Source organism: Acinetobacter sp. LUNF3, from assembly GCF_022699605.1.
Lineage (GTDB): Bacteria > Pseudomonadota > Gammaproteobacteria > Pseudomonadales > Moraxellaceae > Acinetobacter > Acinetobacter johnsonii.
This window is the reverse complement of sequence record NZ_CP093968.1, coordinates 449,909-464,285: the sequence shown is the minus strand read 5'-3', so window position 1 is coordinate 464,285 and position 14,377 is coordinate 449,909. Positions and strand designations below refer to the sequence as shown.

Sequence of the window (14,377 nt, the reverse complement as noted above, 5' to 3'; positions counted from 1 at the left end):
CAGCGGGCTCAACGCCAAATAGAGCACATTTTAGTCCCGATCAAAACCCCAGCTTTTATCTCTTTACATAACTTTACTTTTTAATTAGCTCCGTCACCTTTAAAAACTTAATTCCATCTCCATTTTTAAATTATGAGTGCATAAAGCCACTCAGATTTTAAATTTTAAGGAGACCTAGATGGCCAATGTTGGTTTATATCGCTCAAACCGCTCAAACATGATTGCTGGTGTGATGGGTGGTATTGCTGAACGTTTTGGTTGGAACGCAAATTTACTTCGTATTGTTTTCATCACCATTTCACTGTTAAGTGCAGCATTCCCCGGAATTTTGGTTTACCTGATTCTTTGGTTGGTGATGCCGAAACAAAAAGACCAAATTGAGCATTCTCCACAGGCTCGATCGGGTTATAGCAATACGATACGTACTGTTAATCCAGATCATCACAACCCATAAGCGCACATCTTTCGTCTCAAAAAAGTTTCTTTTTATGCTACGACAACTTCCCCCAAAGTGTCGTAGCTTTTTTTTTGCCTGCAACATACTCACATGACTTAACGATGTTGTAACAGACGATACAATGCTGCAATCATATCGGCACGGCTAATGATGCCGACCAAAGCCTTGTTTTCAACCACAGGAATATAGTTAAAAGAACGTTCAACAAAGTACGGGATCAAATCTTGTAGTTCTTGATCCGGCTGTACCGTGACCACCTGACGTTTCATAATGTGCTTGACTTGATCTTGCCAAGAGGTACGCAAATCCGTCGCCTTTTGGAACCACTCCACCACTTCATATAAAGCCAAGGTGCCGCATACTTGTTCAGCTCGATTTAACACAGGTAAACTCATTAGATTGACCTGTTTAAATTTTTCCACAGCGACTTGAATGTCTTCATCTTCATATAAACACAGGACATCTTTACTCATAATGTCCCGACAACGTAAGTCTATATGAAAGCGAGTATCGGCCTGTGCTTGAGCTTTTAAAATCAGTTTTTGTAAATCATATTCACTGATGTCGAGTAACTGCGTTTCTTGGGCTAAAACTTGATGAATATCTTCAGGTTGAATCGTGACCTTCTGGGTGGGGGTCGGGTCGGTGCTACGCGTATTGACTTGCGCCACAGTTGGGTATTGCTTCCCGAGCAATCGGTTGAACGCAATCGCAATCACGAGGAGTAGGATCGAGTTGAGTAGAACAGGATAAAATACAAACTGATACCCTAGCTCGTGTACCGTCTCGCCTCCCAGCACCGCTGTAATCGCCACAGCACCACTCGGTGGATGCAAAGAATCTGTCGTCATCATCAAAATAATCGACAAAGCCACAGCAACACTAAATGCTTCAGTTAAGTTGGAAATATAGAGTGCGCAGGTCACCCCAATTACGGCTGCAATTGTATTCCCAATCACAATATTCCATGGCTGAGCCAAAGGACTGGCTGGTACGGCAAAAAGCAACACCGAGGACGCACCCATCGGGGCGATATACCATGCATTGATCCCACCCAAAAGCCACCAACTTATGAGTGAAGACAGTGCTAATCCCAACAATGCCCCCAAACCACAGAGCATTCTTTCCTTTAGCGGTAACACTTTAAAATTTGGTTTTAAGGTATTTAACCATTCAAGTTGCATTTGAAACACAGCCACCCTTCTACTTTTTCGCACTTAACCGGTGCAAAATTATACGTGGTCTCACCAATAAGATGCATCTATTTTACATCTTATTTTTATGAGTAATTCTACTGAATTCTTTAGTGAACGTATTGCTGTAACTGTACAACCCGTTCGGCATACTGCTGCATAGGACAAAAAGCATACATAGGCGATCCAACATACTGCCCTGCATTATCACACTCTTGCTCAACATAGGCTTTCCACAAGCGTTGTGATTTCAAAATGGCTTGATAACGTTCTGGCTGGCTATCCTGCTGACTTTGCACACGTATTTGATCGAGTAATGATACGATTTTCTTTTCATTAAGGTGTTTGGCTCGTTCTGAACAGATCTCCACCACACTATTATTAATACTGGCAAGCTGTAAAGCCTGAATGGTCTGCTCAACACATTGGTTATAAATATCTGGCTCGGCCTCTTGCTGCTGTGCGTGAACCGCTCCACTGAACGTAGCCAGCAGAACAAGGATCTGAAGATAAAATTTTGGCATGAGGGGCTCTTGGTTTTATTGTGCAGAAATTGAATATAGCAAACTCGGGCAATTTAGCTCAAACCAGAGAATAGATGGTCTATGTCATACACGCAGCTCAATCTTTTCAACATACAAAAATCATACTATCTGACTTCTCTCAAGCAACCACCACAGTTAAATTTTTAAATGAATGAATCCTGCTGAACCCTTTGCCACTCCCCTGCAAAATCCTTATACTTAGAACCAATTTTTTCTTATATTTATAATGGATGCTGCATGAGTCGCGCCATATCGCATATTGATACATTCCAAGGCTTAATTCTTGCCTTACAAAACTACTGGGCTGAACAAGGTTGTGTCATTTTACAACCTTACGATATGGAAATGGGTGCAGGGACATTCCACACTGCAACATTCTTACGCGCACTTGGGCCTGAAACATGGAACGCAGCATACGTTCAACCCTCACGTCGTCCTAAAGACGGTCGTTATGGTGAAAACCCAAACCGTTTGCAACACTATTACCAATTCCAAGTGGTACTGAAACCAAACCCAGACAATATCCAACAACTTTACCTAGACTCGTTAAAAGCCATTGGTATTGATACCCTTACTCACGATATTCGTTTTGTCGAAGACAACTGGGAATCTCCAACGCTTGGGGCTTGGGGCTTAGGTTGGGAAGTTTGGCTCAACGGTATGGAAGTGACTCAGTTTACTTACTTCCAGCAAGTCGGTGGTGTTGAATGCTACCCTGTCACAGGTGAAATCACTTACGGTCTTGAACGTTTGGCCATGTACCTACAAGGTGTTGATTCAGTTTACGATCTGGTTTGGACCAAAGGTCAATTCGGTACAGTGACTTATGGCGATGTATTCCATCAAAATGAAGTTGAGCAATCGACCTATAACTTTGAATATGCCAACGTTGAAAAAATGTTTGAATTATTCGATTTCTATGAAGCTGAAGCAACCCGTTTAATGGAAGCGGAACTCCCACTTCCAGCATATGAGCAAGTCATCAAAGCATCACACAGCTTTAACTTGCTCGATGCACGTGGTGCAATTTCTGTGACTGAGCGTCAACGCTATATTTTACGTGTACGTACTTTAGCTCGTTCAATTGCGCAAAGTTATGTGGCGGCTCGTGCCAAACTTGGTTTCCCAATGGCAGAACCACATTTACGTGATGAAGTTTTAGCTCAATTGAAAGCTCAGGTTGAAGCAGAAGCGGCTCAAGCAGAAAAATCAGCGGAGAACAAATAATGTCTAAGCATACCGTTTTATTTGAACTTGGCTGTGAAGAACTTCCCCCAAAAAACTTAAAAACTTTACGTGATGCATTGCAAGCTGAAACAAAAAAAGGCTTAAAAGATGCAGGTTTGGCTTTTGATTCTATCGAAGCCTATGCAGCACCTCGTCGTTTAGCATTGAAAATTATCAATGTTGATGCTGCGCAAGCAGATACTCAAAAACGTTTTGACGGCCCTGCTGTACAAGCTGCTTATGATGCTGAAGGCAAGCCGACCAAAGCACTTGAAGGCTTTATGCGTGGTCAAGGCATTACTGCGGATCAAGTTTCAACTTTCCAAGCGGGTAAAGTTGAAAAAGTTTGCTACTTAAAAGATGTCAAAGGTCAAAGTCTTGACGTTTTACTGCCACAAATTTTACAAACCGCTTTGGATAACCTTCCAATTGCAAAACGTATGCGTTCTGCGGCAAGCCGTACTGAATTCGTTCGTCCTGTAAAATGGGTTGTGTTGCTCAAAGACAATGATGTGGTTGATGCAACCATTCAGGATCATAAAGCAGGTAATGTGACTTATGGTCACCGTTTCCATGCACCTGAAGCCATTACTTTAGCCAATGCAGATGCTTACTTAGATGCACTTCGTGTGGCAAAAGTTGTGGCGAATTTTGAAGAGCGTCAAGCGATCATTGACCAACAAGTCAAAGCTTTGGCTGATGAAGTGAATGCAATTGCGATCGTTCCTGCTGATTTACGTGATGAAGTGACTGCATTGGTTGAATGGCCTGTTGCGCTTCGTGCAAGCTTTGAAGAACGCTTCCTTGCTGTACCTCAAGAAGCATTGATCACGACGATGCAAGACAATCAGAAGTATTTCTGTTTGGTGAATAGCGATAACAAACTACAGCCTTATTTCATTACTGTTTCAAATATTGAGTCTAAAGATCCAACTCAAATCATTGAAGGGAATGAGAAAGTTGTACGCCCTCGTTTGTCTGATGCTGAATTCTTCTTCTTACAAGATCAAAAGCAACCGCTTGCATCTCGTAAAGAAAAATTAGCCAATATGGTTTTCCAAGCACAGTTAGGTACGCTTTGGAATAAATCTGAACGTATTGCTAAATTGGCTGTGGCTTTATCTGCAATCACAGGTGCAAACCCTGCGGATGCTGAAAAAGCAGCATTACTTGCAAAGTGTGATTTAACCTCTGAATTGGTCGGTGAATTCCCTGAGCTTCAAGGGATTGCGGGCACTTACTATGCACGTATTGAAGGCGAGAATGATGAAGTTGCGGAAGCTTTAGGCGAGCAATATTTACCTAAGTTTGCAGGCGATGTTTTACCGCAAACCAAGACAGGTACAACGATTGCCCTTGCAGATCGTTTAGATACGCTGACTGGTATTTTCGGTATTGGTCAAGCACCTACAGGTTCGAAAGACCCGTTTGCTTTACGTCGTTCTGCGATTGGTATTTTGCGTTTAGTGACTGAAAATAATCTTGATGTTTCGATTGAAGAATTGATCAAGCTTGCTTTGGCTGCTTATGGCGATGTATTGAAAGACCATGATAAGACTTTAGCGGATGCTGTTGCATTCCTTGAAGGTCGTTACCGTGCAAAATACGAAGACCAAGGCGTTGCTGTTGATGTGATTCAAGCGGTTCAAGCGTTATCTCCAAAATCTCCTTTAGATTTTGATAAGCGTGTAACTGCAGTGAATCATTTCCGTAGCCTGCCTGAAGCTGCTGCATTGGCTGCTGCGAATAAGCGTGTTGCCAATATCTTGGCGAAAGAAGCTGCGCCTACGGGTGAAATTGTTGAGTCTAAATTGCTTGAAGATGCTGAAAAAGCACTTTATGCAGAGATTCAAGCTATTCTGCCTGTGGTTCAACCGCTTTTGGCTGCAAAAGACTACACCGCTGCACTTTCTAAGTTAGCTGCGCTGCGTGCGCCAATTGATGCCTTCTTTGATGGCGTCATGGTGATGGCAGATGATAGCGACTTGAAAGCGAACCGTTTACGTTTACTGGCTCAGTTACGTGATTTGTTTACCAGTGTTGCGGATATTTCGGTGTTGCAGCATTAAGCCTTAATTGGTTATGAATTAAAAAAACCTGCTAGAAATAGCGGGTTTTTTTAATACTAAGAATAAATCAATACTAAAAAGTAAAATTTTCTAGAATTATCATTTTTTATATATTAAAATCATAATGTTGCATTTGAGGTAGGACTTTCATCCCATCTATATTTTATAGGTGCAACTGATTAATAAAGCAACTATATGTTCTTTAAGCCTTCTTGGCTTGATTCTCTTTACACAAGAGGATATTACTTACTTAATTTACCTCAAATGTAACTTTAAATATGACAATTAACGATAAAATTTGGTGGACAAGAAAAGCTAAAATTGAACAGGAAACACGCTTATTAAGGTATGAGTTCCATAGTCAAGCTTTGCTAATTTGGTATTCTTTTTTTACAGTTACAATATCAATTCTACAAATACCCAAGAATGATATTCCATTTCATCCATCTACGTTAGTCGTGTTTTCAGTACTAACCTTAGTAATGTCTGCTATTGTTAGTGCGCAAAAGTTTCATTCTCGTTCAGAAAAAGTCAAAACATGTTACGAAAAATTAAATACAATCATGCTTCTCAGCACAGAAGACAAAGCTAAAGAATATGAAGATGCTCTTAATCTATGTGAAAATCATATTAAAGCTGATCATCATATTTCCAAAGTTAATGTATACTTTTCAACAAAAAAAAGTAAACGAGATGAGTTAGACCCACCACTTACGCTTAAAGACTTTTATGAAACTTTTATTAGTAAATGCAAATATTATCTAACTATTATTATTTTATACACACTCCCTTTTTCTAGTTCATCTGTAATGAGTTTCTATATTAAATGAGTTCAATAAAAAGCTTTCAAACCCATGAGTCTCTAGAAAGAACTTATTTAGACTATATATATTATAGCTTTGCAATAGGAACAGACAACATATCTCATTCAACTTTCAATAGAAATTTATCGAATGAAATAAGTATAATCCATAGAAAATTATCCAATGAGACATTCCAATTTACCAGATACAAATTAAACTTATTAAGTAAAGGTCGACAGAAATTCCCTAGAGAAATTTATATACCAACGATAAGAGATAGAGTCGTTTTGAAGACTATACACCTTTATCTACAAGACTTATATTTTAATGAGCTTGATTACAAAATGCCTCAAGTTATTATTAAAGAGATTACTGAATCAATTGAATCTTATAATTCATATATTAAAATTGATATTAAAAACTTTTACCCATCAATAGATCATGAAAAACTTTTGACTTTACTAAAAGAAAAAATTGATTGTGAATACTCTCTAAAATTAATTAGAAAAGCCTTACAACCTCAAAAAAATGAAAAAATTGGTGGTGTACCCCAAGGGCTTTCAATATCAAATATTCTGGCATCAATTTACTTATATCAAATTGATAAAGCTTTCCAAAATAAAAGTAACATTAGATATTTTAGGTTTGTTGATGACATATTAATTCTATGCAATGAATCTGAGATTGAAACATTAAAGACAAAAATTAATAAAGAGTTTAGCAATCTACATCTTGAAATACATCCTATAACAAAAAAAAGTAAATCTCAATCTGGAAATATACAAAACAATATCATTGAATACTTAGGCTATTCATTTCAAGGAGATATTATTACTGTTAGAAAGAGTACAATAAACAACTTATACTCAAGTATTATACAGTGCTTTTCAAAATTCAAATACTCAAAAAATAAAAATATCGGCTTTCTCCTCTTCCAACTAAACTTAAAAATTACAGGTTGTATTGATGAAGGAAAAGCAAAAGGGTGGATTTTCTTTTTCTCACAAATTAATGATCTAATCTTATTAAAAAAATTAGATTTATTTGTAGCTAAAAATTGGAAAAAATTTAATGTAGATCCAAATTATCTAAAATATTTGAAAAAATTTACGAAAGCCTACCATGAAATACGATTTAATTTCAAAAACTCAAATTATTTTAATAATTTTGATTCATATAATTTTTCTCAAAAAATAGGCCTCCTAGAAAATATTTTTAATGTTTCCACAAGTGGATTATCTGAGGCAGAAATTAATGAAATTTTTAAGATAAAGACAAAGAGCCAAATTAATAAATTATTAATAGATTTAAGAAATTTCTCATGATACTCATAGTCTTTTAATTTAAGCCCTACGGACTGTAGCCAACCCTATCTCATTTCCCTATACTCAACTTAACAACTTGCAACAAGAACGAACCTTATGAAATTAAAAACTGTACTTTTCGCTACTTTTGCTGCCCTTTCTATTACAGCATGTACATCTCAACCAACGATTCCACAGTTGACAGCGGGTGTATTACAAGAAGTCCAAGATATTGAAGTCTATCCAGACACAACCAATAACAAAGCAAAACTGACCAAATTTGAAGACAAATGTGTCATCGAATTTACCGGCAACCTCAAAGCAGGCAAAGTCGTAGAACAGTGGGCGTTCCGTGACTACACCCTCATCACAGGTGGCTCAGCAACCTTTGCACTCGATGGCACTAGCACAGCAACCAAATTTGAATTACACGATGCAGAAGTACAGAAAAACTTCCTCGCACTACGTAATCACTTTGCAAAAGAAGCCTTAGCGCAATGTAACTAAGCAAATCGTCATCACTGATGCAACATCAGTGATGACTTTCTCTCAAATGCCTTTCGCTTCGTGTCCTTTACTTCAATACCAGTCTCCATATTCTTTACATTTAAAACAACGACCACGCATAAACTTACATAATTTTAATGAATTAACTGAACGACACAATTTTCAGCCCATTGTTCATGCGCTGTTGCCGTATTGTGCGACTTTCATATCAAACGCTATTTTTGAGCTCATTTCTGTCTATGATGACTGCTGTTCTGAACTCCTCATCGGGTTCTGTCATAAGAGGTAGAAAATCAAAGATGAAAGTTTTAACAAAGACACTCACCGCTTCGGCTTTAACCACTGCACTTTTAGCTTCCACTTCCCTATTTGCAAATACCACAGCCAATACATCGGCCAATGTTCAAGTTCAAACCTCGCAGCCAAGCGTATTGCAAAACTTAAAACATGATGTCAAACATGCCGCACATGCGACAGGAGAAACGGTTGAGCATGGTGTCGACAAAACCAAAGCATTCAGCAAAGAAAAATGGCAAGACACCAAAGAATTTTCAGCTGAAAAATCTGCTGTCGTAAAAGATAAGGCTGGTGACGTTAAACACTCTGTTGAGCATAACACCAAAAAAAGTGGTCACTATATAGCGGATAAAGCGAAACAAGGCCAACAAGCGACCAAACAAAAATGGCAGGAAACTAAGCAGGCTGTCAGTGGTCAACCTAAACGTGCTGACGTAAATGGGCAGGCTCAAGTGGAACTAGATACACCTGTTGCTAAAGCCAAAGTCGGTTCATCTGCGGATGCTGCCGTTGGCGCGAAGTAGAAGTTAAACTCCTCCAGAGTTGAAAGAGTCCACATGCTGGGCTCTTTTTTAGCTATATACGTTTGCACACTACGCTTGTTTACAACCAAGCACATGAAATTCACACAAAGAGGCTTTATGCTAAAACGCTGATTTATGCACGATAGCCCAAGAGGTACACTGCTCTATGAACATGATGAAAACAACACTATTCTGCGCTCTTTTAATGACAACAGCAGGTGTATGGGCACAAACAGAAACCACCACTCAGCAAGCGCAAAAGCCAATTACACCCTATGGTAAAAACCCCAACATCTTTCATGTCTGGGCTTATAAAACTCAAGAAGGTGTAATTAACACGGCGGAAAAAGTCGGGACTGCAACAGAAAAAGGCATCCAAAAAATTCGCCCTTCTGCACACCAAGCTTTGGACAGTGCAAAAACCATCACCAACAACACCGCAGAACAAGCCAAAGAAACAGGACAGCAAGTCACCCAAAATGTAAATAAAAAGCTGCATGAAACCAAGCAAGTGATAACTGGTCAAACGGATCAGCCTGCCCCCATTTACCAAGGTCGTTTAAGTCAACCGTCATCAGCACCCGTAGATGCTCCTGCGGTTCAAACACCGTCAGCCTCATCTGCACAGCCTGTCACCCCCCAAACAGTGAATGAACCCACGATTACCCAAGCACCATCTTCCTTTACACCAGACCAAGCAGAAGAAGATATTAAAGTGACTAAGCTTTAATATCAAAAAAGCCCATCATCTGACGGGCTTTTTCGTTGTCATTATTTGCTTTAATTCACCCGACGGATTGGCTGCCCAGCTTGAAAAGCTTGAGCATTTTCCACTAACTGCTGCACCATGCGTTGACGTGCTTCGACACTGCCCCACGCACTGTGTGGTGTAATGATTAAATTCGGCAGACGAGCCTCCAATAAAACATTACCCTCTTTAGGTGGTTCAACGGTCAATACATCAGTTGCTGCACCCGCAATTTCACCCTGTTTTAACGCGTCTGCCAAAGCTGCTTCATTGACAATTCCGCCACGTGCACAATTAATTAAAAAGGCCCTTTTTTTCATTTTTGCGAAAGCTTGAGCATCAATCAGGTCACGCGTGTCATCGGTTAATGGACAATGCAGACTGATAAAATCTGATTGCGCCAGCAAGTCATCAAAGCCCACTCGTGTTGAGTCAGCTTGTGGACGGTTTGGCAAATTGCCCACCAAAACTCGCATTCCAAATGCTTCAGCAAGTTTAGCCACCGCCTGCCCCAATTCTCCATAGCCTAAAATGCCCAATGTCTTGCCTGAAAGTTCAATAATTGGGTAGTCCAATAGACAAAACTGAGAAGCTTTATTCCATTCGCCCTGCTGCACCGCACGCTCGTATTGCAGGCAGGAGGTTGCAAGGTTAAGCATCAACATCAAAGTGTGCTGTGCCACCGCTGCCGTGCCATAACCCTGACAATTACACACCACAACACCTTGTGCTTTGGCTTGCTGCAAATCGATGTTATTGGTGCCTGTAGCAGAGATTAAAATCAACTTTAACTGAGAGCATTGTTTTAGGGTATCGGCATCCAGCAGCACTTTGTTGCTAATAATCACATCTGCGTCTTGCACGCGCGCAACAAGCGTCTCAGCATCGGTACTTGGGTAAAGGATTAGCTCATCAAAAACAGCATGCAGTGCTTGAAAGTCCAAATCATTTTTATCTAAGGATGCACAATCTAAAAATACGGCTTTCATTGCTCACGTCCAGTTGTTCTGCATAATGATAGAACGCTTATTTAAACTAACTCAGCCCCATTTTTCAACGTAAACACTGTCTTGACCACCTAAAAATAGCCGCCACATACAGAAAAAAAGCCCGCTATTTAACGGGCTTATTGCGATGAATACGAATAGAAATACTGATTTGTTTAATCACATAAAATGTCAGGATCAGCAGGAGAATGAGACCACCACCGAATGTCAGATAAGCTGGGTCTAAACTTTGTGCCAGTACGCTTTGTGATGTTGAAATAAACAGTAATGTTATAAATACAGCCGACCAATGTCTTTGCATTGCTTCCACCCTATTTGATCTTTATCCGTATTGTTTAAAAGATAAACAATACTTTCATATTAAACCAAATAGGACGGAAAACAAGCGCTTGGCCTTAGACCAAAGCCCTATATGAATAAATCACATGAAAACATCTGATTCAGCATCGCTTGACACCAAAAACTGCGCTGTTTCTGGAATATCTTCGACCAAATCAAAACCACCATATTCATCACAGCTAAAGTTAAACTGCTTATAACTAATCAGATAATAATCACTATATTTTTTCATTAACAATGGATGCATTCCAGCGCTCAACTCGGCTTGTTCATGCACCAACTTCATAATCTGACGGTCATTCATTACCACGGTATAGCGCATGTCATTATAGTAAATGTGTACCAGTCCATTGCCCTTGGCAAAGATCGGCAACAGAAACTTATGATTCAGCGCAATAGCGTCTGGTGCATAGCTTTCAATCTTCTGACTAATCATATTGAATACCAAACCATGTCCAAAACTATCCATCAACTGACAGCTATTTTCTTGCGGCAAGTTGACCTGAATACCCAGTTTCAGCAGATCGGTCTGGCTCACTTGTCGATTGCTGAGTAACTCGCGGATAATGCTTTGTTTTAGCTTGGCATCAAAAAATTGACCATCTAACTCAAGCTCATTATTTTTAAGAATTCGTCCTAAAGAAAAGCGATGACGCGGCAACAAGTTTTCGATCACTTTACGGTAGTAAAACTTACTGTTCTTTTTCACTTCACGTATTTTTTTATAAAAATATGGCGCATCAAACTCATGACGTAGAAAGTCATGTAGCAAATCTGAACTGGCCAAAACCGCAATCGCATCATGCCCTGTAAAAGGCAAGTTCAACGTTCTCAGATTCGGCACGACCGTTTGTAATTTTTCATAATGCGCACGGTCTTCAGGGCAGTAAGGGTCATAAATAACAATGTATTCACACTCTGCCGAGACATCCTTCGGCTGAACCTGCATATCATGGTTCAGCTCAGGCTGATAGAACATGTTATAGCGGTTATCCGTCACCTGTTCAGGGTCAATCGAATACTGCGGCACCAAAGCCACTACGCGCTTAAAACCAAGCAGTTTAGAATATTTAATCGCAGCATAGCCGCCCATTGACCCTGCATAGGCAATGCGGGTTTGAAAGGGGGCAATCCACGCGCGAATTGCCTCTAACATCGCCAACATCGAAGACTCTGGAAACCATGACTTTTGTTTTGGCATAATGCCAACCACATTGAAGCCAAACTTCGCTAGCGACTTTTCTGCATTGATCGACGTTCCCTTGGCACGAGTAATCAGATCGCCAAAAGAGAAAATAAGTTCGTCCGATGAACCCTGTAAAAAAATGACACGAATCTGTTCGTCTTCAAAAATAATTTGTTTCGCCATGTCCATGCTGAGAGATTTCATTCCTATAAAGTGAGGTCATGTTCGTTCCATACAGCATAAGCGATTTCATCGAACCAAATGTGTTATTTTATAGATGCAGAGCAGATAAAAAAGCGCAAAATATGACACAATTACTCCATCCTGCAGCACAACACGGGTTTAGCGCAGCTGCTGAACTTTATCAACAAGTGCGTCCAAGTTATCCACAAGAGATCCATGCGTGGCTCACCGAGCAACTGCATTTAAACGCAGATTCACGTGTGATCGATCTTGCCTCGGGTACAGGTAAGTTTCTACCTTATCTGATTCCACATAGTGGACAGCTCACTGCCATCGAACCTGTTACCGAAATGTTAGCTCAGCTTAAACTGGCTTACCCACAGGTGGAAACATTACAAGCCTTTAGTGACCATATTCCCCTGCCTTCGCAAAGTATCGATGCAGTTTTATCTGCGCAGGCCTTCCACTGGTTTGCCAACATGGACAGTTTAAAAGAAATCCATCGTGTCCTAAAACCGCAAGGACATTTGGGCTTGGTATGGAATCAACGCGACACTCAAGTCGACTGGGTCAATGCACTCGCAGAACGACTCGCTCCTTTAGAAGGAGGGACTCCACGTTATCATAGTGGATTGTGGCAAAAAGTCTTTGAACATCAACACTTATTTCAACTCAAAAGCCTGCATCAGTTTGCACAGCAGCAAACAGGTACAGTAGAACAAGTCGTCTCAAAACGTCTCCTTTCGACCAGCTTTATTGCCGCAATGCCTAAGGCGCAACAGCAGGATTTAAAACATCAGTTTGAGCAAATTGTGCAGCAGTACACGGGCAAACAGCCACAGGACGAAATTAGTTTTCCTTACATCACCTATGCCTATCACTTTCAAAAAATAGCAGAATAATAGGACACCGATATGAACCCACATACTCTTTCATTGAAACAGGTTCTACTGCCGCTTCTTTTAGGTGGCAGCTTAATCCTCACAGGCTGTAATAAAGCCAATGAATCTGCTGAGCAAGACATGCTTTCGAACGATGATAAAATTCTGCAAGAACTCAGCTCTGAACCCGTCAAAAGTTTTGCTAAAACGGCCAATGATCCACACGATATTGCGCTCTTGGTCGACTATGACCAGCGCTTTAGTAGCATGAGTGATGAAATGGAAGATGAACTCATGAAAATGCGTGAGGCAGGCACGCTCACGGATGAATTTGCAAAAACACGTCAACAAGACAATATTCAGTCTGCACTGAATATGCTGAAAGAGCTGGATTTAAAAACAGAACAAGGGCGCTACATTCAAACTCTGATGTACCAATATTGGGATAACCAAGCCAAAATCATCCAAGATAAAGCCGCAGCACCACATGATAACGTGAAAGGCCTCGGTGAGCTCATTCATGCCCAAGAACAGCTTGAACACTGGCAGTCGCAGTACCCAAAAGCTCAAGATACGATGTCGACAGGCTACTAACTCAATCTCGGACAAAGAAAAGGGATCCGATGATCCCTTTCACTTAAATCTATTCTAATTATGGGCGTTCAGCATATTGTGGTAATGCATCACAAATGTTGTCCCACTCGGCTTGAGATGCCACAAAAATATGCTGCGTCGGCTTTTGCTGTAACGGGGTATCTAAAGTGCCGATCCTCAAACGGTAAAACTCAGGTGTTTCAGCTTTAATACTGACAAGAGGTGAACCACAATTGCCACAGAAACAACGCTCTGTGCCTGCACTCGATGCATATTTTTTTACAACGTCCTGACCAGAGGTCAGTTTAAAATCCGCCTTAGCAATCGGTGCATTGGTTGCATATGCCGTTCCATTGGCCTTGCGACATTTTTGACAATGGCATTGAATAATATCGCCAATCGGCCCATCAATTTGATAAGTCACTGCACCGCATAGGCAGCTGCCCACATACTGCTGAAGATCTGACATGATGATGCTCCTTGAATTTTTTATTCAAATTAGCACAGCTGATT

General features: G+C 40.4%; 16 protein-coding genes. 10 read left to right on the top strand and 6 right to left on the bottom strand.

Annotation, left to right across the window (positions count from 1 at the left end):
- The first annotated feature begins 178 nt into the window (after nt 1–178).
- Entirely contained in the window at nt 179–454 is a 276-nt protein-coding gene (locus tag MN200_RS02210; protein ID WP_131229915.1) for a PspC domain-containing protein, read from the top strand.
- Nucleotides 455–552: 98 nt separating this feature from the next.
- Here the strand turns inward: MN200_RS02210 and MN200_RS02205 are convergent, their stop codons facing one another.
- The gene (locus MN200_RS02205; protein ID WP_131229913.1) at nt 553–1,650 is read right to left on the bottom strand and encodes an HPP family protein; all 1,098 of its coding nucleotides are present in this window, start codon (nt 1,648–1,650) and stop codon (nt 553–555) included.
- 110 nt (nt 1,651–1,760) lie between these two features.
- Complete coding sequence (locus MN200_RS02200) at nt 1,761–2,174, bottom strand: lysozyme inhibitor LprI family protein (protein WP_131229911.1); 414 nt, start codon at nt 2,172–2,174, stop codon at nt 1,761–1,763.
- Nucleotides 2,175–2,432: 258 nt separating this feature from the next.
- On the opposite strand from MN200_RS02200, the gene glyQ reads away from it, so the two are divergent.
- The 7 genes from glyQ to MN200_RS02165 all read left to right on the top strand — a co-directional run bounded on the left by glyQ (nt 2,433) and on the right by MN200_RS02165 (nt 9,656).
- A complete protein-coding gene (gene glyQ / locus MN200_RS02195; protein ID WP_086209633.1) occupies nt 2,433–3,422 on the top strand; it encodes a glycine--tRNA ligase subunit alpha in 990 nt (329 codons plus the stop codon).
- Nucleotides 3,422–5,491, top strand: a complete 2,070-nt coding sequence (gene glyS / locus MN200_RS02190; RefSeq protein WP_242760013.1) for a glycine--tRNA ligase subunit beta — start codon at nt 3,422–3,424, stop codon at nt 5,489–5,491. Before glyQ ends, glyS begins: the two co-directional genes overlap by 1 nt.
- 278 nt (nt 5,492–5,769) lie before the next feature.
- Complete coding sequence (locus MN200_RS02185) at nt 5,770–6,321, top strand: SLATT domain-containing protein (protein ID WP_242760012.1); 552 nt, start codon at nt 5,770–5,772, stop codon at nt 6,319–6,321.
- Nucleotides 6,318–7,619 (top strand): reverse transcriptase/maturase family protein, encoded by a 1,302-nt coding sequence (locus tag MN200_RS02180; RefSeq protein WP_242760011.1) that lies wholly within the window; start codon nt 6,318–6,320, stop codon nt 7,617–7,619. Before MN200_RS02185 ends, MN200_RS02180 begins: the two co-directional genes overlap by 4 nt.
- 96 nt (nt 7,620–7,715) lie before the next feature.
- Complete coding sequence (locus tag MN200_RS02175) at nt 7,716–8,105, top strand: hypothetical protein (protein ID WP_004978867.1); 390 nt, start codon at nt 7,716–7,718, stop codon at nt 8,103–8,105.
- Between the two features lie 299 nt (nt 8,106–8,404).
- Nucleotides 8,405–8,926, top strand: coding sequence for a hypothetical protein (locus tag MN200_RS02170; RefSeq protein WP_178927814.1), 522 nt, complete (start codon nt 8,405–8,407; stop codon nt 8,924–8,926).
- 166 nt (nt 8,927–9,092) lie between these two features.
- Entirely contained in the window at nt 9,093–9,656 is a 564-nt protein-coding gene (locus MN200_RS02165) for a hypothetical protein (protein WP_058868839.1), read from the top strand.
- 50 nt (nt 9,657–9,706) lie between these two features.
- Here the strand turns inward: MN200_RS02165 and MN200_RS02160 are convergent, their stop codons facing one another.
- The 3 genes from MN200_RS02160 to MN200_RS02150 all read right to left on the bottom strand — a co-directional run bounded on the left by MN200_RS02160 (nt 9,707) and on the right by MN200_RS02150 (nt 12,389).
- Complete coding sequence (locus MN200_RS02160) at nt 9,707–10,663, bottom strand: 2-hydroxyacid dehydrogenase (RefSeq protein ID WP_242760010.1); 957 nt, start codon at nt 10,661–10,663, stop codon at nt 9,707–9,709.
- A 124-nt stretch (nt 10,664–10,787) separates the two neighbouring features.
- Nucleotides 10,788–10,982, bottom strand: coding sequence for a hypothetical protein (locus MN200_RS02155; protein WP_004692607.1), 195 nt, complete (start codon nt 10,980–10,982; stop codon nt 10,788–10,790).
- 120 nt (nt 10,983–11,102) lie between these two features.
- A complete protein-coding gene (locus tag MN200_RS02150) occupies nt 11,103–12,389 on the bottom strand; it encodes a hypothetical protein (RefSeq protein ID WP_242760008.1) in 1,287 nt (428 codons plus the stop codon).
- 122 nt (nt 12,390–12,511) lie between these two features.
- Between MN200_RS02150 and MN200_RS02145 the strand changes: the two genes are divergently transcribed.
- Nucleotides 12,512–13,291, top strand: a complete 780-nt coding sequence (locus MN200_RS02145) for a class I SAM-dependent methyltransferase (RefSeq protein ID WP_242760006.1) — start codon at nt 12,512–12,514, stop codon at nt 13,289–13,291.
- A 12-nt stretch (nt 13,292–13,303) separates the two neighbouring features.
- Nucleotides 13,304–13,864 carry a hypothetical protein gene (locus MN200_RS02140; RefSeq protein WP_131229895.1) on the top strand — a complete coding sequence of 187 codons (561 nt, stop codon included), beginning with the start codon at nt 13,304–13,306 and terminating at the stop codon, nt 13,862–13,864.
- A 58-nt stretch (nt 13,865–13,922) separates the two neighbouring features.
- Here the strand turns inward: MN200_RS02140 and MN200_RS02135 are convergent, their stop codons facing one another.
- The gene (locus MN200_RS02135) at nt 13,923–14,333 is read right to left on the bottom strand and encodes a GFA family protein (protein ID WP_004978849.1); all 411 of its coding nucleotides are present in this window, start codon (nt 14,331–14,333) and stop codon (nt 13,923–13,925) included.
- Nucleotides 14,334–14,377: the final 44 nt, after the last annotated feature.

Excerpts from the sequence above, each read along its gene's own strand:
- MN200_RS02210 (WP_131229915.1), top strand. The coding sequence starts at position 179 with ATGGCCAATGTTGGTTTATATCGCTCAAACCGCTCAAACATGATTGCT.
- MN200_RS02200 (WP_131229911.1), bottom strand. The coding sequence starts at position 2,174 with ATGCCAAAATTTTATCTTCAGATCCTTGTTCTGCTGGCTACGTTCAGT.
- glyQ (WP_086209633.1), top strand. The coding sequence starts at position 2,433 with ATGAGTCGCGCCATATCGCATATTGATACATTCCAAGGCTTAATTCTT.
- glyS (WP_242760013.1), top strand. The coding sequence starts at position 3,422 with ATGTCTAAGCATACCGTTTTATTTGAACTTGGCTGTGAAGAACTTCCC.
- MN200_RS02185 (WP_242760012.1), top strand. The coding sequence starts at position 5,770 with ATGACAATTAACGATAAAATTTGGTGGACAAGAAAAGCTAAAATTGAA.
- MN200_RS02180 (WP_242760011.1), top strand. The coding sequence starts at position 6,318 with ATGAGTTCAATAAAAAGCTTTCAAACCCATGAGTCTCTAGAAAGAACT.
- MN200_RS02175 (WP_004978867.1), top strand. The coding sequence starts at position 7,716 with ATGAAATTAAAAACTGTACTTTTCGCTACTTTTGCTGCCCTTTCTATT.
- MN200_RS02170 (WP_178927814.1), top strand. The coding sequence starts at position 8,405 with ATGAAAGTTTTAACAAAGACACTCACCGCTTCGGCTTTAACCACTGCA.
- MN200_RS02165 (WP_058868839.1), top strand. The coding sequence starts at position 9,093 with ATGAACATGATGAAAACAACACTATTCTGCGCTCTTTTAATGACAACA.
- MN200_RS02160 (WP_242760010.1), bottom strand. The coding sequence starts at position 10,663 with ATGAAAGCCGTATTTTTAGATTGTGCATCCTTAGATAAAAATGATTTG.
- MN200_RS02155 (WP_004692607.1), bottom strand. The coding sequence starts at position 10,982 with ATGCAAAGACATTGGTCGGCTGTATTTATAACATTACTGTTTATTTCA.
- MN200_RS02150 (WP_242760008.1), bottom strand. The coding sequence starts at position 12,389 with ATGGCGAAACAAATTATTTTTGAAGACGAACAGATTCGTGTCATTTTT.
- MN200_RS02145 (WP_242760006.1), top strand. The coding sequence starts at position 12,512 with ATGACACAATTACTCCATCCTGCAGCACAACACGGGTTTAGCGCAGCT.
- MN200_RS02140 (WP_131229895.1), top strand. The coding sequence starts at position 13,304 with ATGAACCCACATACTCTTTCATTGAAACAGGTTCTACTGCCGCTTCTT.
- MN200_RS02135 (WP_004978849.1), bottom strand. The coding sequence starts at position 14,333 with ATGTCAGATCTTCAGCAGTATGTGGGCAGCTGCCTATGCGGTGCAGTG.